This window comes from Streptomyces albireticuli, assembly GCF_021228125.1.
In the GTDB taxonomy this organism is placed as follows: domain Bacteria; phylum Actinomycetota; class Actinomycetes; order Streptomycetales; family Streptomycetaceae; genus Streptomyces; species Streptomyces albireticuli.
Window position 1 is genome coordinate 1 of the sequence record NZ_JAJQQS010000001.1, and the last position, 19,808, is coordinate 19,808.

16 protein-coding genes and 3 pseudogenes are annotated in these 19,808 nt (G+C 67.5%); 9 read left to right on the forward strand and 10 right to left on the reverse strand.

All coding sequences use genetic code 11. The features are described from left to right. Window positions 1–493: 493 nt before the first annotated feature. From LUZ64_RS00005 to LUZ64_RS00015, 3 genes and pseudogenes are all read left to right on the forward strand, one after another. Complete coding sequence (locus LUZ64_RS00005; protein WP_095582965.1) at window positions 494–3,004, forward strand: DEAD/DEAH box helicase; 2,511 nt, start codon at window positions 494–496, stop codon at window positions 3,002–3,004. A 121-nt stretch (window positions 3,005–3,125) separates the two neighbouring features. Continuing rightward, window positions 3,126–3,314, forward strand: a pseudogene (locus LUZ64_RS37420) (hypothetical protein); the annotation flags it as partial. Between the two features lie 18 nt (window positions 3,315–3,332). Further along, a complete protein-coding gene (locus tag LUZ64_RS00015; RefSeq protein ID WP_232390613.1) occupies window positions 3,333–4,328 on the forward strand; it encodes a helicase associated domain-containing protein in 996 nt (331 codons plus the stop codon). A gap of 46 nt (window positions 4,329–4,374) precedes the next feature. Here the strand turns inward: LUZ64_RS00015 and LUZ64_RS00020 are convergent, their stop codons facing one another. After that, a complete protein-coding gene (locus LUZ64_RS00020; protein ID WP_095584073.1) occupies window positions 4,375–5,544 on the reverse strand; it encodes a M6 family metalloprotease domain-containing protein in 1,170 nt (389 codons plus the stop codon). Between the two features lie 100 nt (window positions 5,545–5,644). Further along, a pseudogene (locus LUZ64_RS00025) lies at window positions 5,645–6,368 on the reverse strand (transposase family protein). A gap of 806 nt (window positions 6,369–7,174) precedes the next feature. Here LUZ64_RS00025 and LUZ64_RS00035 point away from each other — a divergent pair. Together LUZ64_RS00035 and LUZ64_RS00040 are read left to right on the forward strand one after the other, a co-directional pair. Then, window positions 7,175–7,467, forward strand: a pseudogene (locus tag LUZ64_RS00035) (ISL3 family transposase); the annotation flags it as partial. 339 nt (window positions 7,468–7,806) lie between these two features. After that, complete coding sequence (locus LUZ64_RS00040) at window positions 7,807–8,442, forward strand: ParB/RepB/Spo0J family partition protein (protein ID WP_095584074.1); 636 nt, start codon at window positions 7,807–7,809, stop codon at window positions 8,440–8,442. A 439-nt stretch (window positions 8,443–8,881) separates the two neighbouring features. On the opposite strand, the gene LUZ64_RS00045 is transcribed toward LUZ64_RS00040, so the two are convergent. From LUZ64_RS00045 to LUZ64_RS00065, 5 genes are read right to left on the reverse strand one after another with little or no spacing between them, the layout of a single operon-like run. After that, entirely contained in the window at window positions 8,882–9,448 is a 567-nt protein-coding gene (locus tag LUZ64_RS00045) for a P-loop nucleotide/nucleoside kinase family protein (RefSeq protein ID WP_232390932.1), read from the reverse strand. Window positions 9,449–9,505: 57 nt separating this feature from the next. Further along, window positions 9,506–10,372: a hypothetical protein gene (locus LUZ64_RS00050; RefSeq protein WP_095584075.1), complete on the reverse strand. Its 867-nt coding sequence runs from the start codon at window positions 10,370–10,372 to the stop codon at window positions 9,506–9,508. Then, complete coding sequence (locus tag LUZ64_RS00055; RefSeq protein WP_095584076.1) at window positions 10,369–11,598, reverse strand: glycosyltransferase family protein; 1,230 nt, start codon at window positions 11,596–11,598, stop codon at window positions 10,369–10,371. Before LUZ64_RS00055 ends, LUZ64_RS00050 begins: the two co-directional genes overlap by 4 nt. Beyond that, window positions 11,595–12,302, reverse strand: coding sequence for a hypothetical protein (locus tag LUZ64_RS00060; protein ID WP_095584077.1), 708 nt, complete (start codon window positions 12,300–12,302; stop codon window positions 11,595–11,597). The genes LUZ64_RS00055 and LUZ64_RS00060 overlap by 4 nt, the downstream gene beginning before the upstream one ends. Continuing rightward, window positions 12,299–13,453, reverse strand: a complete 1,155-nt coding sequence (locus tag LUZ64_RS00065) for a glycosyltransferase (RefSeq protein WP_095584078.1) — start codon at window positions 13,451–13,453, stop codon at window positions 12,299–12,301. The genes LUZ64_RS00060 and LUZ64_RS00065 overlap by 4 nt, the downstream gene beginning before the upstream one ends. A 147-nt stretch (window positions 13,454–13,600) precedes the next feature. Here LUZ64_RS00065 and LUZ64_RS00070 point away from each other — a divergent pair, with 147 nt between their 5' ends. The 3 genes from LUZ64_RS00070 (at window position 13,601) to LUZ64_RS00080 (ending at window position 15,729) form a co-directional block, all read left to right on the forward strand. Then, window positions 13,601–14,581, forward strand: coding sequence for a helix-turn-helix domain-containing protein (locus LUZ64_RS00070; RefSeq protein ID WP_095584079.1), 981 nt, complete (start codon window positions 13,601–13,603; stop codon window positions 14,579–14,581). Further along, entirely contained in the window at window positions 14,578–15,084 is a 507-nt protein-coding gene (locus LUZ64_RS00075; protein ID WP_095584080.1) for a peptide deformylase, read from the forward strand. The genes LUZ64_RS00070 and LUZ64_RS00075 overlap by 4 nt, the downstream gene beginning before the upstream one ends. 84 nt (window positions 15,085–15,168) lie before the next feature. Further along, complete coding sequence (locus tag LUZ64_RS00080; RefSeq protein ID WP_095584081.1) at window positions 15,169–15,729, forward strand: peptide deformylase; 561 nt, start codon at window positions 15,169–15,171, stop codon at window positions 15,727–15,729. 84 nt (window positions 15,730–15,813) lie between these two features. Here LUZ64_RS00080 and LUZ64_RS00085 read toward each other — a convergent pair whose 3' ends face one another. From LUZ64_RS00085 to LUZ64_RS00095, 3 genes are read right to left on the reverse strand one after another with little or no spacing between them, the layout of a single operon-like run. Then, a complete protein-coding gene (locus LUZ64_RS00085; protein ID WP_095584082.1) occupies window positions 15,814–16,221 on the reverse strand; it encodes a DUF6262 family protein in 408 nt (135 codons plus the stop codon). Continuing rightward, window positions 16,214–18,358: a tyrosine-type recombinase/integrase gene (locus LUZ64_RS00090; RefSeq protein WP_095584083.1), complete on the reverse strand. Its 2,145-nt coding sequence runs from the start codon at window positions 18,356–18,358 to the stop codon at window positions 16,214–16,216. The genes LUZ64_RS00085 and LUZ64_RS00090 overlap by 8 nt, the downstream gene beginning before the upstream one ends. Continuing rightward, complete coding sequence (locus tag LUZ64_RS00095; protein ID WP_095584084.1) at window positions 18,355–19,521, reverse strand: tyrosine-type recombinase/integrase; 1,167 nt, start codon at window positions 19,519–19,521, stop codon at window positions 18,355–18,357. Before LUZ64_RS00095 ends, LUZ64_RS00090 begins: the two co-directional genes overlap by 4 nt. Window positions 19,522–19,663: 142 nt before the next feature. Between LUZ64_RS00095 and LUZ64_RS37030 the strand changes: the two genes are divergently transcribed. Beyond that, window positions 19,664–19,786, forward strand: a complete 123-nt coding sequence (locus LUZ64_RS37030; RefSeq protein WP_267897217.1) for a hypothetical protein — start codon at window positions 19,664–19,666, stop codon at window positions 19,784–19,786. The last annotated feature ends 22 nt before the right edge of the window (window positions 19,787–19,808 follow it).

Consider the following 19,808-nt stretch of genomic DNA (forward strand, 5'->3'; position numbering starts at 1 on the left):
GACTTCGTCCCGAGAATCCGGGCCAACTCCGTGGCCCAGGAGGCCAACTCCGTTGGCCTCGGGCCCGGATCGCTCCGCGATCCGGGCTGACGGAACACGCTCCGCGTGTTCCTTGGGCTGGCTAGAGAGGGGGAGGGTGGCGGTGCCTCGGGTGAGGGGGACTCAGTGGGGCGGTGTCGGACTGCCGTTGAGGCCGAGCGCGGACAGAAAACGCCGGGCAACGATCATCACGAGAACCCCAGGATAGCAGAAACGAACACATCAGAACACCCCTAACAAGCAGTATGCGTCATCCTGCTAAGCCCGCTACCTTATGGAGAGACAAGCCACCCCCACCACGGGGACCAGAGACCCGGGTGGGATCCTAAGCGCGGCCCGAAAAGCCATTCAAAAAGAGGACCCAAATCCGATCGTCCAGCCCTCTGGTTTCCGGAATAACCGGATTCTAGCGGACCCCATAGAGCATCAGACGCGAGCGAGAAAGGGAAATTGCATGCCGGGGAAAGAACTGTTCCCACATCAGGTGGAGGCCGTCGACGCCGTCCTCCGCGCTCTGCAGACACCCGCTAGTGGACACATGCCGGCCGAAGGACTGCGGACCCAGGTCATCGCCGCGACCGGCTCGGGCAAAACGCTGATCGCCGCCGAGGCCGCCCAAAAGCTAGCCGCGCGGCGGGTGTTGGTCTTGGTGCCGACTCTGGATCTGCTGACACAGACCGCGGCCGCATGGAGGGAGGCCGGCCGTACCGGGACCGTGCTCGGAGTCTGCCGGCTGCCGGCCAAGGACTCGGACGGCGTGCCCTGTACGACGGACTCAGCCGAGCTCGTTGCGTGGGCGCAGGGGCTGGAGCAGGTGACGGTGTTCGCCACCTACGCCGCCGTCGGCCTCGGCATCCTCCAGCGCGCCCATGCTCAGGGCCTGGGCGTGTGGGACCTGATGGTCGTGGACGAAGCACACCGCACCAGCGGAGACGCAGGCAAGCCATGGGCAGGCGTGCACGACCAGGCCAAAATCCCGGCGACCCGTCGTCTCTACATGACCGCCACCGCCCGCGTCTGGGAAGCGGCCGGGAGCGGTCGTGACGAGGAGCCGCGCCTGATCGCGAGTATGGACCCGGACTCCGCCGTATTCGGGCCGGTGGCGTTCAAGCTCACCCTGTCCGAGGCCATCAGCCGCGGCCTGGTCGCGCCCTACCAAGTCGTGTGCGTCGACATCACCGACCCCGAACTCCATCAGGCGCACGAGCAGGCCGCCAGCCCCGGGTCAGACGCGGTACGCGGAGCACGGCTCGCCGCCCTGCAGACCGGCATCCTGACCGCAGCAGCACAAGAGCGGCTGCGCAAGGTACTGACATTCCACAGCATGGTCACCGAGGCCGAGGCCATGGCCGAGGGTGTCGTCGACGTCGCGCAGCGGCTCTGGCAGGACGATCCCCGCCGCTTCCCGGCGCCGGAGCGAGTGTGGGCCGACTGGCTGTACGGCGACCACGCCCCCGGCCACCGGCGCGCCGTGCTGGACGAGTTTGCGTCCGATGTCATCGAGGACGAGGGCGGGCTGCGGCCAGCTGCTCTGCGCGTGCTGAGCTCCGTGAAGGTGCTCGGCGAAGGGGTTGATACTGCGAATTGTGATTCCGTTGCTTTCTGCGATGCCAGGGGGTCGATGGTTGATATCGTGCAGATGGTCGGTCGCGCACTGCGCATGAAGCCTGGTGAGGGGAAAATCGCTTCGCTGATCGTTCCTGTTTTTCTTATGCCGGGTGAAAGTCCGGACGAAATGCTGACCTCTCCGGCGTACGGCACCCTCGCGAAGGTCCTCGGAGCGCTTCGCGCGCACGACACCGACACGATCGAAGCCCTCGCCGACCCCCGTGTCCGCAGCGGCAGTTACGAACCGGAGGAAGCCGGTGAAGAAGTCCAGGAGCGGCCGGAGGGTGAGCAGGGCCCGAGTGCGCCCGCGCGGGAGCTGCTGAAGTTCAGCACACCGCGGGACCCGGCACTGCTGGCCCGGTTCGTGAAGCTGCGGGTGATCGAGCCAGAGAACGCTTTCTGGAGGCGCGGGATCGAGGCCGCCGTGCGGTACGTGAAGGAGACCGGCGCCGAGCAGCTGCGGGTGCCGTACGACTTCGTCACCCCGCCGGAGTGGTCGCCCGCAGGGTTTCCGCTGGGCACGTGGCTGGCCGATCAGCGGCGCTTCAACAAGGCCGGGCGCCTGGCCCCGGCCCGCGCCGCCGAGCTCGACGGGCTCGGAATAGTCTGGTCCCACCAGGACGTCGCATTCGAGGAAGGACTCGCCGCCGCCCGCGCCTGGGCTGAGGTGCACGGGCACTTCCTGCCGCCCGCCACCGCCGTCTGGGACGGGCACCCGGTCGGCATCTGGGCCAAGAACATGCGCACCGCCGCCCGGCTCGCGGACACCATCGCCGAACGCCGCCAGGCCGGCCTCCCCGTCGAATCCAGCGCCAAAGCCCTCACCGAAGCACGACGGGAAGCGCTGGACGAGATCGACCCCGGCTGGTGCCCGGCATGGGACACCAGATGGCAGCGCTGCTTCCGCCTCGCCCAAGCCCACGTCGAAGACGGCGGAGCGGTGCCGACGGTGGCGGGTGAGGCGACCGTGCAAGGCGAAGACCTCGGCCGCTGGGTGACCGGCTGCCGCCTCGGCTGGGACACGCTCCTGCCCGTCCAGCAGTGGCTGCTCGAGAACATCCTTGGTCTCACCCCGGCCGAGGAAGACGAACGGCCCGTGAAACGCACACAGGACGACAGATGGGCCCTCAACCTCCGCGCTGCACAGCAGTTCCACGCCCGCGAAGGCCACCTCAACGTACCCAGGAAACATGTTGAGCACCTGGAGCCGGAAGGCGGGCCGATGGGCCCTCAGCGCGACGCTGAGGAGCTTCCGGCAGTCAAGCTCGGCATGGTCCTCGACAACATCAGGAAACGCGCCGACAAACTCACCGAACAACGCCGCACCGAACTCAACGCTTTGGGGATGCGCTGGTGATGGCAGGTGGGGTCTTCCGCGTGCCTCCCGTGGCTGGGGAGACGACGCTCTCGTTCCTGTCCCGGACCACATGGAAGGCGTGGGAGGAGGACCCGGACCGGTTCCCGCGGCCTGACCGTGTGTGGGCCAACTGGCTGTACGGCGACCACCCACCCCGCCACCGCCGGGCCATGCTTCAAGAGTTCGCCTCCGACGTCATCGAAGGCGGGCCCGGCGACGCCCCCCCCAGCCGGCCGCGCTGCGCGTACTCAGCTCGGTCCGTGTACTCGGGGAAGGAGTCGACACAGCGAATTGCGATTCCGTCGCCTTCTGCGACGCACGAGGGTCGATGATCGACATCGTGCAAATGGTCGGGCGCACACTCCGCATCCGACCAGGCGAAGGAAAAATCGCGTCACTCATCGTCCCGGTGTTCCTCGCCCCCGGCGAGAGACCAAGCCATCTCCTGACATCGGACGGATACGCGACCCTCGCGAAGGTCCTCGGAGCGCTGCGCGCACACGACACCGACACGATCGAGGCCCTCGCCGACCCACGGCGGCGCAGCGGCAACTACCCCGCCCGCCGGACACAAGAGGACACCGGGACACGTGACGTCGATGACGGCGCAGCCGTACTCGGCGTCCAGGTGGGCGAAGACGCCGAGGAGGCCGTCGAGGGTCCGGCCGCTCACCTGGTCGACGGCGGTGCCGGTGAGGCGGGCCCGAGTGGGCCGGCGCGGGAACTGTTGAAGTTCTCCACCCCCAGGGACCCGGCGGTCCTGGCACAGTTCATCCGGCTCCGGGTCATCAACCCCGAGACGACGTTCTGGCGACGTGGCATCGAGGCCGCAACCCGCTGGATCACCGAAACGGGGTCGGAGCAGCTGCGGGTGCCCTACGGGTACGTCACCCCGGACCAGTGGAAGCCCGCGGGGTTCCCGCTCGGGACGTGGCTGGCCGACCAGCGGAAATTCGCCAAGGCCGGCAACCTCGACAGGACACGGGGGGAAGAGCTGGACCGGCTCGGGATGGTCTGGTCCCACCAGGACATCGCCTTCGCAGAAGGGCTGACAGCCGCCCGCGCCTGGGCTGCTGTTCACGGTTCGGCCGGCGTCCGCCGAGGAGAGGGATCCACCGTGGCAGCAGCTTGCCCCCAGGGCCGTTTCAAAGTCGTCGACGGTTCGCATCGCCGCTGGTCAGCGATCTGTTTCTCTGTGCTCCCAACGCTTTACCCGATGGGCCGTCAGGCATATCCTTGCGACCTACGAACCGGCGACCTGCAACAACGTCCTTTCGGACAGATCGCCTGCCATGTATGGGACCGCGATGGCGCTCGACTTTGAATCAGCCCTGCCCCCGCCAGTGTCACCTGAACAGGTTGAAAGAGGTTCACCGACCTACGGTTAGGGCATATTTTTCTCCCTCGGCACGCACGTCGATGGTCACACCTGATTCCTTAAATCGACTAATAGGCTTCCTGCGGTCGCCAAACGTCGCATCATTTAATTCATGACCACCACAGCCTCCCGAGTTCGGTCGAGCGTCAAATATTCTGATCGGGCCAGCACCGGTGTTTACCTCTGTGTCAACTTTATATATAAGCACGCCAGAGGAGCAGGAGGCATTATTTAGACCCTTCGATGTTCGGACTTCGGCAACAATTGCTTGAGATTCACTTAACTTGATCACGGATATTTTCTGTCCGCCAGGCACCTCAATGGGGCTCAGTATCTGCTCGCCGCTATCCCCTTTGTTGAGACATCCGACCTGGTCATCTTTAATCCAATTCAGCTTCCATTTATGCCAGCCCAGAAGATCGGGGCTTGGCCCCGATATCAGCCCCATCAGATCCCACCCTCCAACAAAATCGTGACCACTCCCCCCAGATTGGCGTTCGTATAGATCTGGAAGGCCCATAGCATGACCTGTCTCATGATTCAAAACTTTATACCCCCAGTAATCTATATCCTGGCCAAATGTTACAGTTTTTGGAATTTTCGACCCATCGGCAGTAGTGATTTCCCCCATAAAGGTGGGCGAGAAAGAGATCTCCTTTGCCGACGATGTCGGGACAATGTAGAGAATTTTAGCCCCCTTGAGCGCCGCGGACTTCCCAGCAGCATTCACCGCATCTTGCACATACTGGCGATGCACCTCATAACTTAACCCACGCCCGTAACCATATTCGACCGACTTTCTAGGCATCCGATAGAAGTGCCCCCCGTCGGCCTCAACCTCTAGGTTAAGACTGCCGTAAGAGCTATCCTTATACCAGGACTGCGCACCTGGAATGAGCTTGCTACTTAGCGAGTCGGTGGTGTCATTTGCGGGAGCGTCCGGGAAGTCTACAAAAATCATCGCAGCTTTCACAGAACCGGAGCTTGGCGTAAAATCCGGACGCCCTCCCAATCCCTCGGAAAGGTAAGCCCTCCCCAAAGAGAGCCTGCAATCTGAAGGATTACTCGAAAGCGCCCAGGCGTCGGTACCGAAATTACCAAGAAACATAAAAAGCAGAATCGACTGGACGTATAATGACATTCGACTTCTTAATGCGTTCATCGGACCCCTTCTGATCTTACGGTGTGTATGGATCTGTCTAAATGATGTGCTTGTAAGGGGTTGTTGGGGCAGGCTGATGCTTCGCTCGTGTGCTCGTGGACTATCCCGCGAGAGCGAGGTTGTGGAGTCGGGCGATGCCGAGCATGGCCTGGTGAACGCCGTCGCCACGCAGGCGGCAGTCGCGGAGGATTTTGAAGGTCTTCATCCGAGAGAAGACATGTTCAACCCGGGCTCTGGCGCTGTTCGGGGGTGAGCGGCCGGTTGGGCGGGGCCAGTGTGGAATGAGTGCGGTCGTGCCGGAGTGGCGTGTTCTTCACCGCTTGGTCCACGCCCGACCCGCCATAGGCTCGGGCGTCGTGCCGGCTGCCGGGTAACGGGCGGCCGACCGTGACCACCAGACGGCTATTCACATGGGTGATGACCTGCAGGTTTGTCGAGTAGCGGTAGTTCTTGGAGGACGCGGCCACGCTCCGGTCGCGGGTGGGGGCCAGGGTTCCGTCCACGATCAGCACTGTGCCTGCCGGGTGCCAACGACGGACCGGTGCCAGCGCAAGGAACGGAGCGATGTGGTCGATGACCCGGTCTGCGGCCGACTTCGAGATCCCGAACAGCGGGCCGAGCTGCCGCATGGTGAGGTTCGTCCGCCAGTACGCGGCTACCAGCAGTACCCGGTCCTCCAGCGGCAGCCCCCACGCCCGACCGCCGGACGGTACACCACCGCCCCGGCCCCGCACGAGACCTACCAGCTTGCGGAACTGCCGCTCGCCCAGACCTGCGAACAACCCTATCCAGCTCGGCTCTGAGGCCGTCACCACAACACCCACGCCAAGAACATCACATGCCTGACCAGGGCTTACGAGACATCTTTTAGGTCGGCCCTGACTTGGTTCCCGCAGACCTGGCATCGTGTGGGTGGGCAGGACCGGACCATCACCTGACTGGCGTCGCCAAGCAGTTGGAACGTATCCGGATCAGTGGGGTCAATTACCTTGAGCTATGCCCTGCAACCAACATCACGGTAGCGAAGCGCCGCGTCAACTGCCGGGTCAAGGAAGGCGTCAACACTTTGTGGCAGCTGGCAGTCCCCCTTACCCCCCTTGCAATCATGTGGATCGGCACGTTCCTTGTCGAAGCAGAGAGCTTGCCCCAAGCGAGATAGTGCGGGACCGGGCGGGCAACCGACCGGCGGGCCTCGTCCTAGCCCGAGCAGCCACGGGGTGCCCACCACCCAGCCAAAATGATCTTTTACGGGATAACTTTGTTGGGGTGTTGTTCTTGCCTGAACTCTAATTATGTATATAGCATTTACCTGGGAGGCGTCATCCCGCGCATGAAAAGTATCAATTAAATTCTGGAGCTATGCCGCTAAGAAGTTAGCGATCAAAGCAATTATAGCCAGCGGCGAATTGAACCGGGGTGAGATCTCTGCTGGCCAGATAGCGTGCCAAGTTGGGATAGGCAACTAGCGTAAACTGGCATGCAGATTTTCTGCTACTCAAAGCAACGCATCGCTTGGAGGCGGCAGTCCGCGAGCTTGATACTTAAGAGTGACAGCGTGGCAACTAACTGTCAACCATGCCGTCGTCCTTGCTGTCCGCCGTACATCACCCAGCAAGCGAACATAGGATCGAAATACAAGCGCCTGGTGTGCCCCACGCGTGGCTGCCGCCACACCTTCCGTGAGCAGGTGCCCGGAGTGCTGGACCGCTACCAGCGGCGAACCCTCCGCCTGACCAAGCAAGTCAAGGCCGTGGTCAAGGCGTTACAGTAGCGGTCCGGGCCGGAGCGCGTTTACTGGCGATACTCGCGGTGAGCCTGTCGCGTCACACGGCTCTGCCCACGCTGCTGCGGCTCTCGCTGCCCGTCGGGCGGGTGCCCCGTGTGATCGGCGTCGACGGCTTCGCTCTGCGCCGCCGGCGGCGACCCAGGGCCGTTTCAAAGTCGTCGACGGTTCGCATCGCCGCTGGTCAGCGATCTGTTTCTCTGTGCTCCCAACGCTTTACCCGATGGGCCGTCAGGCATATCCTTGCGACCTACGAACCGGCGACCTGCAACAACGTCCTTTTCGGACAGATCGCCTGCCATGTATGGGACCGCGATGGCGCTCGACTTTGAATCAGCCCTGGCTTCAACCCACGTCGGAACTTCTCCGAGGACGACCTCAAGGAGTTCGGCGAGAAGCTGGAAAGGCGCCAGCTGCAACCGGCTGTCGTCGTCTCGCGTGCCGCGTACCTCAAGCTCTGGACTGACGAAGCACAGCACGTGGGCACGGCCGCTTACGTCATCGCTAACGGAGCGCGCCGGTACCGGGCGTCGGAGGCCGTCGGCGGGAAGACGCTCGACGTCGTGCACAACGAGGACGTGGCGAAGAGCCGTGCCGACTTCCTCGACGCCGTGCTCTCCGAGAACAACGACCGGGAGGACCTCGACCCGATCGAGCGGGCTCTCGGTATCGAGACCATGGTCAATGAGCTCGGAGGAGCCGACAAGGTAGCCGAGCACTACGGGAAGACCAAGGGCTGGGTAGGCCAGCAGCGGAAGCTCCTGAAGCTGACCATCGATCTGCAGGCCGTCGTCTCATCCGGCGACATGCCTGTGCGCATCGCCCGCGACATCGCGGGACTTCCGGCAGCCGAGCAACAGCCGGTTTGGGAGGCTGAACAGCAGCGGCGAGCAGCCGCAGTGCGTGCTCAGCGGCAGAAGCGTTCGCCGAAGGAGACCCAACAGCAGGGCCCCTCGCGGTTTACCGCGGTAAACCAGAAGAAGCTCGCACCCGAGCTGACGCCGTCGGGGGAGGCCCCCACTGAACGGCCGCCCGGCCTGCCTACGCAAACGAGCACCGGGGGCGCAATCCGGTCCAGCAACGGGTACCGCACCTGTGGTGCCCGCGCCAGCTGATCAGTCGTCATCCAGCAGCGAGCCCGTAACGGTAGAGCCTTCGCCGACGTCCATTCCCTCATGTGCCCCTGCCGATGTGGTGGAGACACTCGTCACGCAGCTCTCACCGGAAAACCTGGCCGCTGTGGCCGAGCTCCTCCTGGACAAGCTGGGCAGCACTCCAGCCGAGACTGAGCCTGTAGCCACCTCGGCGTAAACGCTTGAGAAGCACCGATGGCCCCCGGCCCTGGACCGTGCAGGGCCGGGGGCCATCTCTTATGACTCCACGGCAGCCACCTCTTCAAGACTCGCTACCAAGAGCGCGACAGCATCAGCCTCGCACGGGTTGGCTTTATTCACGGGTTGTGAAGTCAGTTGTTCATGGGTTTGGGAGGCGGGCAGCCCCTCGGCGCCTTGACGTAAGGGCTCCCGGTACCGCGGCACTCGACCAGCCGTGCCCTCAGCGTACGCCGGGCAGCCCCTCCCGCTCCGGCTCCCTCCCGGCGTCCAGGATGGTGGCGCAGGTCTGGGCTAGGTCGCCGGTATGGATGATCGCCTGCTCGCGGGGAGCCGGGGGCTCGAAGCGGGCGAAGAAGTCGTCCAGCGCGGAGGCGGTCACGGTGAGGGCGTTGGCGTCCTCACGCTGGTTGCGGTCGGCCAGGCGCCGCAGCAGCTCGTCCCGCTCGACGGGCAGGTAGACCAGCCGCCACCGGCCGCCTGCGGCCTCGACCAGCTTCTTCCAGGCGTCGCGGTCTTCACGCAGCCACAGGCCGTGGTCCAGGACGACGTCGTCCCCGGCGGCCAGATGCTCGGCGAGCCGGTGGCGGATCGCCTCGACGACGGGGCGTTCGCGCTCGAAGTAGGTGTCCTCGGGGTAGTCGACGCCGTAGCGGCCGTGGATGCGGTGGACCTCCTCGTCCACGGACAGCCGGACCATGCCCCGGTCGGCGAGCGCCTGCGCGAGCAGGGTCTTGCCGGAGCCGGTGATACCCGCCAACAGCACCGCTGTCGGCTCGCGCGCGATCACGTCCACCTCTCCCCTCTCGGCCGGGTCCCGGTCTCCATTCTCGCCGACCAGCACCGCCTACCGGCGGGGTTTCGTGGCAGGTGGGCGCCAGCGGGTGACGATGCCGCGGGCCTCGGCCGCCCACCTTGCCGGCGGGCCGTCGAGGGTGACGCGGCGGAAGCCGAGGCGGGGGTCGGCGACATCGATCCGGCCGTGGTGCCGGTCGATGTGCTCCAGCAGGCGCCCGGCCTCGTCCCGTACGGCCGGGGTGTGCTCGGCCCAGGCGCCGGAGGTGAAGTTCTCCACCCTGCGCCGCAGGTCGTTAAGGACGCCCGCGCGCCACTTGAAGTGGTGCACGCACGCGAGGGTGTCAAGGTCAGGCTTGTGACCGGGAGCCCGATGATTTCCGGACGCAACGACAACCTCGGACCGTACGAGGACGATCTTGCGGGGGTCGCCGTGCAGGAGCCGGTGGGTGAGGTGTCCGCCGAGCGGGAACGCGCGGTCCAGCCCGGTCTCCGGCCGCCAGTGGGCGAGGCGGCCGTCGGGGGCAACGCGGTCGAGCATCAGCCCGCCTACCACCGGGCGCCCTGCCGTCTCCGCCGCGGCGATCACCTCCGTGAGTGGGGCGGGGTAGGTGTGGAGCTCGTCGGAGTCGGCGAGCAGGTGCCAGCCGGGCCCGGCCTGCTCGCGCAGGGTGTCGCGGAGGTCGGTGTTGGTGTGCTCGTGCCACGGTCCGGTGCTGACCTTCGCCGGGGGAAGGCCGAGCTCTGTGGCGGTGGCCAGGAGCTGGTCGCGCCAGGGGGCGGGGAAGTGGTCGGGGAAGTGGAAGGCGAGGCGGAAGTCGGTGATGCCGAGCGCGCGGTAGTGGGCGGTCCAGGCGGTCAGCAGGGCCGGTTCCACCGGGCCGATCACCGCGACCATCACGGGCGGGGCGGGCGTCATCGCAGCTCCTCGATGAGGCGGGTGTAGGTGGTGGTGAGGAAGGCGGCCTGCTCGGCCACCATGGCCATGCCCACCGCGGCCGGGGCCCCCGGCCCGGGCCGCTCGGGTGGCTCGGCGGTGAGGCTGTCGAGGACGGCGGCGAGGGCGCCGGGGTCGCTGGCCGGGAACAGCCGGGCCCATGGCTGCCCGGCGATCCTGCTGGTGAGGGCGGGGTCGTGGTCGGAGACGATCAGAGGGACGCCGAGGCGGGCGGCGTCCATGACCAGCCCGGATTCCTTGCCGACCCCGGGGCGGCGGGTGACCAGGGCCGCGTCGGCGGCGGCGTAGACCAGGCAGAGGACCTGCTCGCCGACCGGGCCGGGTACCGTGTGGAGGCGGACCTGCGGCAGGTTGTGCCAGCGGGCGAGCACCTCCTCGTCGAGCGGGGTGCCGGTGACCACCAGGTGCAGCGGCCGGGTGAGCCGGGCGAGGGCTGCGTCGATGGTGGCGATGTCCTTGTACGGCCACCAGCCGCCGACCAGGCACACCACCGCCACATCGGCGGGAATGCCGAACGCGGTACGGGCGCCGGCCCGCTCGGCCCCGGTGAGCCTGTTCCCATCGTCGACCGCGAACGCCCGCGCCTCCCCGGCCAAGCCGGGGAAGGCGCCGGCGAACTGGTCCCGGACGGCCTCCGTCGGGTAGAGCGCGATCACCCGCCGCTGGCCGCGGCGAGCGAGCCGCCCGAGGAGTCGCACCGGCGCGTCCTCGGTGGTGATGGCTTCGTGGATGAACCGCAGGTGGGGCTGGCCGCCGAGGAGGGCGGCGGCGCCGTGCAGTGCCTCGCTCGCGCTGAGCACCACCACCGCACCCGGCTCCCGGACCAGGCGCCGGGCCGTCCGCAGACACGCGGCCTCGGTCAGGCATCGGGCAATCAGCGTCACCTGGTGCGGGGATCGCCGCAGCGCGAGCGGCCACCGCCGGGAGGCGAACAGCCGTTGTCCGGCTGCCGAGACGGCGCTCGCCCACTGGGCGGCGGTCAGCAGCACCGCCGCGGCTGGTCCCCGGGTGCCGGTGACCAGCCGGGAGCCGGCCTGGCGGAGCGGGCCCGGGTCGGCGGCGCCGTACGGGACGATGACCATGCTGCCGGGCCGCGCGGCGGCGAGCGCGGCCAGGGTGCGTGGGTGGTGCCCGCCGAGCCGGTGGGCACCCGGCTCGATGAGCACCAGCGGACGGTCGGCGGTCATCCGGCGACCGCCTGCTCGCCATGCCCGGCCGTGAAGCGCTCCCGCAGCCAAGCCGGGTCGTTCAGCAGGTCAAACTGGGCCGGATCGCGGGCGGCGTCACGGGCGAAGGCGATGCCGTCGCGGGCGCCGGCCGCTGCGTACGAGGCGAAGTCGCCCTCGCGGCTGGCCGTCCAGGCGTCGAGGCGGTCCTGGACGTCGGCATCGGCCATGCCGTACTCGCTGCCGCGCGTGAGCATCGCGCACTCCCTGAAACCCGCTTTCCAGGCATGGTACGAACTCTGGTTGAACCGGGTCGTCCCAGCCGTGTCCTCGCAGAACTCCACCTTGCCCGGGAGCGCGGCGAGGACGTCGACGGCCTCGCCCGTCTTCCGCAGCGCGTCCCGCCGGATGAGCTTCAAGCCGCCGTAGCCGTAGGTGAGCCCGTTGACCGGGTTGACCGCCCGCCACACCCGCATCGAGATCCCGTCGGCCAGCGGCTCGACGCCGGCGGCGGGGAAGCGGGTGTCGATGGAGAAGTCGCCGTCCGCGAGGAAGAACTGCTCGGTGTCGGCCAGCTCGGCGCACAGCCGGTACGCGCGGCGCATGCCCCGCACGCCGTGCAGGCGCTTGACCGTGCCGCCCAGCACCCGGCCCAGCCGCCGGTGCAAGGCGTTCGCCATCGGCTCGTCGTACGACAGCAGCACGGCGTCGAACGCGCTGGTCATGCGATCGCCTCCAGGTAGCGGGCGGCGACGGCGGCCGGGGCGAAGTCGGCGGTGGTGGCGTGGGCGCGCTTGGCATGGACCCGGTAGAATTCGGCGTCGGTGGCCAGTCGGCGGGCGATCTGGACGGCCTGGTCGTCGGTGTCGAAGAGCAGGTCGTCGTCGATGTGCTCGGCCAGCCATCCGGTGCGCGGGGCGATGACGGGCAGGCCCATCCCCTGGCAGTCCACCACCGACATCGACCACGGGCACCCGGGCCGGAAGGGCGCGATGCCGAAGTGGGCGCTGGCCAGCAGGTTCCGGTAACGGATGCGGTCGCCGCGGTCGGAGGTGATCGTGACGCCGTCGAGGGCGGCGAGTTCGTCGCGGTGCTGTTCGGGGCTGGGGTCGAGGCGGACGCGCTCGGGGCTGCGGGTGCCGAGCAGGTCCATCACTGTCAGTTCCACCGGCGCCTCGGCGACCAGGTGTCGGGCGAGGGCAGTAAAGCGGGCGGTGCCGTAGTGCGCGTAGAGGCGGTGGTTGTAGACGCCCGTCGCGCGGCCATCCGGCGGGGAGACATCGGCGGGGTCGCGCACCAGGCGCTCATCCCGTGGTGCGGGCACGACGTGCAGCTTCTCGGCGAGTTCCACGCTCATCCGGTCGGCGGCCGCCGTGGTCCAGGACGCGGCCGTGGCGGAGTGGACGAGCACGCGGTCGCAGGCGGCGAGGCCGGCGGCGAAGGCCAGTAGCACCGGCCGCCCCAGCCCACCGTCGTCCAGGGACGGGTCGAGCAGCAGCTCGCCGTCGTCGGTGAAGGAGAAGGGCAGGTAGTGGCAGTACCCGGCGATCCGCGCGTCGGTTCCGGCTTCGAGCAGGGCCGCGCGGATCGCGGGGGCGGCCTCGATCTGGTTGGCCACCACCGCCTCCGGCCGGACCCGGCGGACGAGCGCCACGAGCTCGTCGAGGCCGGGGTCGAGACGGGCCCGGTACTTCGTGGACGGCGAGACCGTCGGCGCGAAGCCCACCCGGGCATCCCCGGCGGGGGCCGGGGCGGCCACCGTCACATCCACCCCGGCGTCGGCCAGGGCCGGGGTAAGCAGGTCGGCGAAGGTGAAGCCGGAGTCGGCCGAGAGCCGTCCGGGGTTGGAGATGTTCAGCAGGTACAGCAGCCGCACGGCGGTCTCCCTCCCGCCGGGCCCAGGGTCGTCCGGGCCGGTCAAGGGAAGGAAACCGGGGCCAGGAACGGTGACGGGATGGTGAACTGGCCTCACTCACGGTTCACTCACTCTCGTCATCAACCAGCCAGCCGGGCGGGGGTCTTGATGGAGGAACAGCACGATGCGATGACCATGGAGCAGGCGGCCGAGGCGTTCGCGGCCGAGACCGCCTACTGGCGCGAGGTGCGGGGCCTGTCCAAGCGGGCGCTCGCGGCGGCGATGGGGTTCGATCCGTCGTACGTCAGCCACGTGGAGTCCGGGCGGCACAAGCCGACCGAGGACTTCGCCCGCCGTGCGGACGAGGCCCTGGGCGCCGGCAAGGCCATCTGGAAGCGATGGTGCGGCTACGAGGTGGCCAAGAGCCGGGGCGGGCGGAGCGCGACGGCACCGTCGGCACCGCGCGCGGTGGCCGAGCAGCCGTACGCGACCGGCTCGGCGCTCGTCGTCGAGCACGACGCCGCACGGCTCGACTACGACGGGCGTCTGTACCGACTGACGATGCGCCGGCGCTTACGGAACACCGGCACCGAGCCGGTGACCCGCTACCTGATCCGGATCTCCGTCGACCGCTACCCGGGTGAGCCGGAGCGGTCCAACGCGCACTACCGGCAGCATCCGCTGACCTGGGAGGAGCTGGAGCTGAGCGCGACGTGCCGCGGGGAGGCGATGCGGTGGGAGGCCAAGCACGACCGCGACGCTTTCAAGGAAGTGTGGCTGCTGTTCGAGAACGGCCAGGGCCGCTTCCCCCTCTACCCCGGCGAGTCGGTGTGGATCGAGTACGCCTACGGCGTCGGGGACGAGAAGTGGGGCCGGTGGTTCCAGCGGGCCGTGCGGTTGCCCACCGAGCATCTGGAGGTCCAGCTCGCCTTCCCCTCCGCCCTCGATCCGGTGGTCTGGGGCACCGAGACGTCCATGAGCGCCGAGGCGTCCCCGCTGCGGACCGCCCCCGTGCGACGGGATGAGAACGGGACGAGGCTGTTCTCCTGGACGACCTCCACACCGCCCCTGCACGCTCGGTACCGTTTGGAGTGGCGCTTCCGAGCGGCCCGGCCCGAACCCCAGACGAGCGACAGGGAGCTGACGTGACGACGGTGCGGCCCAGCGAGCAGATGCGTGACCTCGGCGTCGTGCAGTACGGCGCCCCCGTCCTTGCCGAGGCCGCCCGGCCCTTCGACCTGCCCGCCGAGAAGGACACCGCCGAGCAGACCGTCGAGACGCTGTTCGCCTCGATGGAGCGGATCGCGCGCGTGCACCCCTTCGCCAAGGGCATGGGGATCGCGGCCCCGCAGATCGGCATCGGCCGCGCGGCGGCCGTCGTCCAGCCCGCCGACCCCGCCGCCGCAGCCATCGTCCTGCTCAACCCGCGCATCACCGCCCGCTCGCAGGAGATGGACGAGCAGTTCGAGGGGTGCCTGTCGTTCTTCGACGTCCGCGGCATGGTCCTTCGCCCCCTGACGGTCACGGTGGTGACCACCGAGCCGGACGGCACCGAGGTGACCACGGTGTACGAGCGCGGGCTCGCCCGGCTCATCGCCCACGAGATCGACCACCTCTTATCCGGCGTTGCAGCGATGGCTTGCTCTGCTTGACCTTGTCGGACGTCGGCGGCATGCCGTTGACGTGAAGATGGTGGGGCTCGGAGTTGAAGCGGGCCAGAGAGCGAAGGTGTGGCGATGGCGGCAGGGATTCCCAGCCCGATGCAAGCGGCAGGGATCGTTCAGGAGGGCGACCCGGTGCTTCTCACGGCGGCTCGTCCGTTCGTGCTCCCGGCGGAGGCAGAGGAAGCATCGCGGGTGGTGGAGGAGTTGAAGGCAGCAGCTGACCGTGTCGCGGCTCTTCACGACTTCGCGAAGGGCATGGGGATCGCGGCGCCCCAGATCGGGATCGGTAGAGCTGCCGCCCTTGTCCAGCCTCCGGAGGGCGAGCCCCTCACGTTGCTCAATCCCGTGGTGGTTGAGGAGTCCGCTGAGATGGACGAGCAGTTCGAGGGCTGCCTCAGCTTCTTCGGCGTCCGCGGGCTCGTCCCGCGTCCGCTGATGCTTCGCGTCGCCTACGAAACCGCTGATGGCCAGCGTTGTGTCTCGGCGTTCGAGCGAGGTCTTGCCCGCCTGGTCGCCCATGAGGTCGACCACCTCGCCGGGAAACTGTATCGAGCGCGTATGCGTCCGGGCGTCGAGCCGATTTCGGTGGCCGAGTACCGCGGCACGGGTGCCGCCTGGGAGTATGACGGCTGATCTTCATCAGGCTCCGCGTCGGGTGGTCCATCACCGCAGCCCGACTGGCGACGGCGTCGAAGACAGAGGTAACAGGCCGGGCTGTCACTGCCGGTCTGCGATCTGGCGACGCAGGACAAGCAGCTCGCCGTGGGCGGTTTCGAGCGCGGTCCGTAGTTCGGCGATCTGCTCCTGGTGCTGCTTGCGGACCTGGGCCAGTTGCTGAGTAAGGCGCCTGATCAACGTGCTCTCGGCCGCGTCGGCATCGGACGGCCAGGCGGTGGTCGGGACTGTTCCTGCTCGTGACCGACGCAGGTCCTCGACCTTGGGCCGGATCGCGGGGTGTTTGTAGATGAAGTCGGTGGAGACGCCGGCGTCTGCGGCGATCGCGGCGATGGTCACCGGCCCCGTGGTGGAGCGTGCGCGTCGCAGGGCCTGCTCGACGGCCTTCTCGGCTCGTTCTCGTCTCTGTCGGGTCGCGTCGGCGAGGACTTGGGTGCGGCGGTCAGTCACCGGGGGCTTCTCCTCGTTGCTGTGGGGCGCCAGCGCCTTGGACCGGGACGAAGGTGCCGTCGCCACGGCGGACGCGATCGATCGCCAGCAGGACGCTTTCGATCGCGGCGGCCTCATTGCGACGGCCGCGAAGCCACACGTTGTCGTCGCCCATCGGCTCGCCGTAGCGCGCGGTGTGGGCCTGCTGGCGGCGCTCGATGAGGTCGAGCGTTTCCTGGCGCTGCTGGACCAGCGTCTCCTCGTGGGACTCGTCCGTGACGAACTTCGTGCAGGTCAGACAGGCATTCCCCTTCTCGCAGTGCTGGCGGGGCGGGAGCAGGCACCAGCCGTGCGGCAGGACCCGGTCGGTACGTTTGTCCAGGGCGATCGACTCGAACATCTCGCGCGGGTCCTGGGCGTGGTCACGCCCGTCAGCGGTGATCTTCTTGTAGCGCAGGAACTCCCGCTCCGCTGTCTGCGCGAGGGTCCGAGCGTAGTGGAGGAACATCTGCGGGGACTTGTGTCCCATGTAGCGCATGGCGACGTGGAGCGGGACACCCGCATTGAGCAGGTTGGTCGCCTTCGTGTGCCGGAAGGTGTGGGTTTTGGAGATGACGACCGGCTTGCCCTGCTCGTCGCGCAGGTCGATCATCTTGGCGAACTTCGTCAGCAGCGGTCGTCCCGTCATGTCGCTGTAGGGGCGCTCCCCGTTGCGGTTCTGCTTTTTGGCCAGGAACAGGTACTTCGGTTCGACTCCCGGGCGGCCCTGCTCGGCCATGAAGTTCCGCGCGTACCCCTGCTGCTGGCGGATCAGGTCGACGATCTCCTGGTCGACCAGGATCGTCGGATCCCCAGTGTCGATCTTCGTCTGCTGGTAGCGCAGCCGGGCGACGTGCCCGTCGGGATCGGCGAACGGGATGGCGATGAGCGGGTCGAAGTCGAGCATGGCGACCTCGTTGAGCCGTCGGCCGGTGCGGATGAGGAGGCCAAGGATGCGTAGCAGCTGCTCGTCGCCGAGCCCACCTTCGTCGACAGGCCGGGCGATCACTTCACTGTGCTCGGCGATGCGGCTGATCACGGCGTCGCTGAGGATCAGCTCGGGAGGCGGGGCCTTGGGGCCGACCGGCTTCTCGCCATAGCGGAAGAGCACTGCGTGCTGCGGACCAAGCCGGTTCCAGTCGTCGTTGCCGATAGTGGCGGCGCCTTCGGCAAACATGAAGCGGTAGAGCTGTTCCAGAGCGGTCATCGCCGCCCGGCGGGGTGTCTCACCGAGCAGCTGGCCCTTGCGGGGACCAGGCTGCTCGACTTTCTGTTTCCGCAGCCACTGCCGGAAGTCCTGGATCCAGGTGCCAAGACGGTTCGGGTCGTCTACCAGGTGCGGCCCGTCGCATCCGACGGCATCGACATAGCGTTGGAACCACTTCAGGTTGTAGCGCCGGTCACGGACGGTGGTCCAGGTGTAGACCTCCCGCTCCAGCTGTCGCGAGAGCCAGAACTTCGCGCCTTCCCGCAGCCACGGCATCGTCAGGTGGGTGAAGTAAGCGATCTGATGGCGGTCGGGTTCGTGCTCGCGCAGCGGGATGCGCGGGTCCAGCACCGGGTTCCACACGTCCAGTTCCCACCACGGCCCCTGGTGATAGGCGTGGACGAGCGTGTCCAGGTTGCGGGACAGAGCCCATCCAGCAGGTGCGAAGTAGCCCTGGGTCGAGGGCTTGCCGATCCGCATCCGCCATTTCGCAAAGGCTCGCATCCACTCGTCGAGGGACAGGTCGAGCAGGCTGACCACATCCGGGCGATCCGTGGACACCACTCCGGCGATCAGGCGGGTCAGCCGGTTGGTGACCACCACGTGGATCCGCAGCCCGAGCTGCACCTGCCGCTGGGTGCACCACACGAACTCGGTGACCATCTCAGGCGGCAGGCCCTGGAAGTTCAGCGTGCTGCAGGCGCCTCGGGCCCGGTAGTTCGGCTGATTCTCGATGATCGCCCCGGCCCAGTGGGGTGGCGTCTCCGCCGGGCTGAAGTACGTCCGCTGAAGCTCGTCGGGCAGGCCCGCGGCGAGCTGCTGGTTGATCCCGAAGTGGAACAGGCCGCCGTCCGACAGCCGCGGGTCCGACCTCCATGTGCGGCGTGACCGGCTCTGCGCGGGCAGCCTCACGCTCCCGCTCCCCAGCGGGCGACGAGCTTCTTCCAGTCAGCCGCCGCACGCATCGCCGCGTCGTCGGTGACGTGGGCGTACGTCGTCATCAGTGTGTTGATGTCCTGGTGGCCGAGGCGCCGCTGCACGACGTGCGGAGGAACATCGGCCAGAAGGAGTGCTGTGGCGTGAGTGTGGCGGAACCAGTGCGGGGTCCACCTGGCTGGCAGCAGGGGATGGCGCCGCTTGAACCCGTCGATCCAGTCATAGACGGTCTCCGGCCGCAGCGGCTGGCCGACCTCACCGCGGTAGAGGTTGATAAAGACAGTGTCATCGTCACTGAACTCAATACCTTGCTCTGCCAGTTGGAAAAGGTACTCGCCGTAGAAGTTGTCCAGTTCGTCGCTGATGTAGAGACGGCGGTACTGCTGGTTCTTCACTCGCAACCGCCGTCGCTGGTCCTCGCGGGGCTGGACCTCGATGGAGGCGGTGGTGCCGGTGCCGGGCTGCCAGTCGTGGTGCCGGAGCAAGAGAGCCTCAGCGATCCGCAGGCCGGTTTCCTCAAGCAGGGTCCACAGCAGCCGGAAACGCACGTCGCCCGACCAGATGCCATCGTCCAACCGTGCCGCGTCGTCCTTGATGACGGCGATCTGCTGTGGAGTCAGGAACGGCGGAGGTGTGTGCGGCCCCCGCCGGCGGCCAACGACCCGACGGTCCTGACCGCCGCCGATGTGGCCGAGGAAAGACGCGTACTGGCTGCGAGCCTCTATCGTGCCGCCCTTGACATGCACGTAGAACGCGCGGGCCGCTGGGACACCGCTGACGATCGCGTGGTAACGGTAGAAACTCATCACTGCGGTCAGCGCAGCGTCGACGGTGCTGTCAGGAACAGCCTTGTCCGGCCTCAGTGCGATGACCGTCGGGTCGGTGCCCCGGTTGCGCAGCCGACGCACGAAGCGCGCCAGATCGTCGACGCCGACGTGCCGCCAGTCCTGATCACGGGACTCCAACAGCGTCCACCACACGGCCATACCGCCGGCGTAGCTGCGGACCGTGTGCGGCGAGTACTTCTCCTGCCGCAGGTACTCCAGGAACTGATCGACCGGCTCGATGACCCGCCACCGCTGGTCCAGGACGACATGTGTGATCTCGTCCCCCGCAACCACCCGTTGCCGCACCGCCATACCCGGACCATCGGCACATCCCGGCCCCGCTGAAGCCCACCGTCAGCGACGTCATCGACATGAGCGAACTTCCCCGGAAACAGACCACCCAGGCCCCTGTCGTCCTGTACGCGGACGTCGTCAGCGACATCGGCGGCACGTCGTGGCGTACCCCGGATGTCACCTCGACGGACTGCTCTACACCGCCCGCATGCGGCCGGGCGTGGAGCCGATCCCGGTGGAGGAGTACCGGCAGACCGGCCGCGCGTGGGCGTACGACCAGTAGCCCCGGTTCCCGGGCATGATCG

What these genes read in the sequence shown, in the direction of transcription:
- LUZ64_RS00095 (WP_095584084.1), bottom strand. Translation starts at nt 19,521, where the DNA reads ATGGCGGTGCGGCAACGGGTGGTTGCGGGGGACGAGATCACACATGTC.
- LUZ64_RS00070 (WP_095584079.1), top strand. Translation starts at nt 13,601, where the DNA reads ATGGAGGAACAGCACGATGCGATGACCATGGAGCAGGCGGCCGAGGCG.
- LUZ64_RS00080 (WP_095584081.1), top strand. Translation starts at nt 15,169, where the DNA reads ATGGCGGCAGGGATTCCCAGCCCGATGCAAGCGGCAGGGATCGTTCAG.
- LUZ64_RS00060 (WP_095584077.1), bottom strand. Translation starts at nt 12,302, where the DNA reads ATGACCAGCGCGTTCGACGCCGTGCTGCTGTCGTACGACGAGCCGATG.
- LUZ64_RS00015 (WP_232390613.1), top strand. Translation starts at nt 3,333, where the DNA reads ATGATCGACATCGTGCAAATGGTCGGGCGCACACTCCGCATCCGACCA.
- LUZ64_RS00020 (WP_095584073.1), bottom strand. Translation starts at nt 5,544, where the DNA reads ATGAACGCATTAAGAAGTCGAATGTCATTATACGTCCAGTCGATTCTG.
- LUZ64_RS00050 (WP_095584075.1), bottom strand. Translation starts at nt 10,372, where the DNA reads ATGACGCCCGCCCCGCCCGTGATGGTCGCGGTGATCGGCCCGGTGGAA.
- LUZ64_RS00005 (WP_095582965.1), top strand. Translation starts at nt 494, where the DNA reads ATGCCGGGGAAAGAACTGTTCCCACATCAGGTGGAGGCCGTCGACGCC.
- LUZ64_RS00055 (WP_095584076.1), bottom strand. Translation starts at nt 11,598, where the DNA reads ATGACCGCCGACCGTCCGCTGGTGCTCATCGAGCCGGGTGCCCACCGG.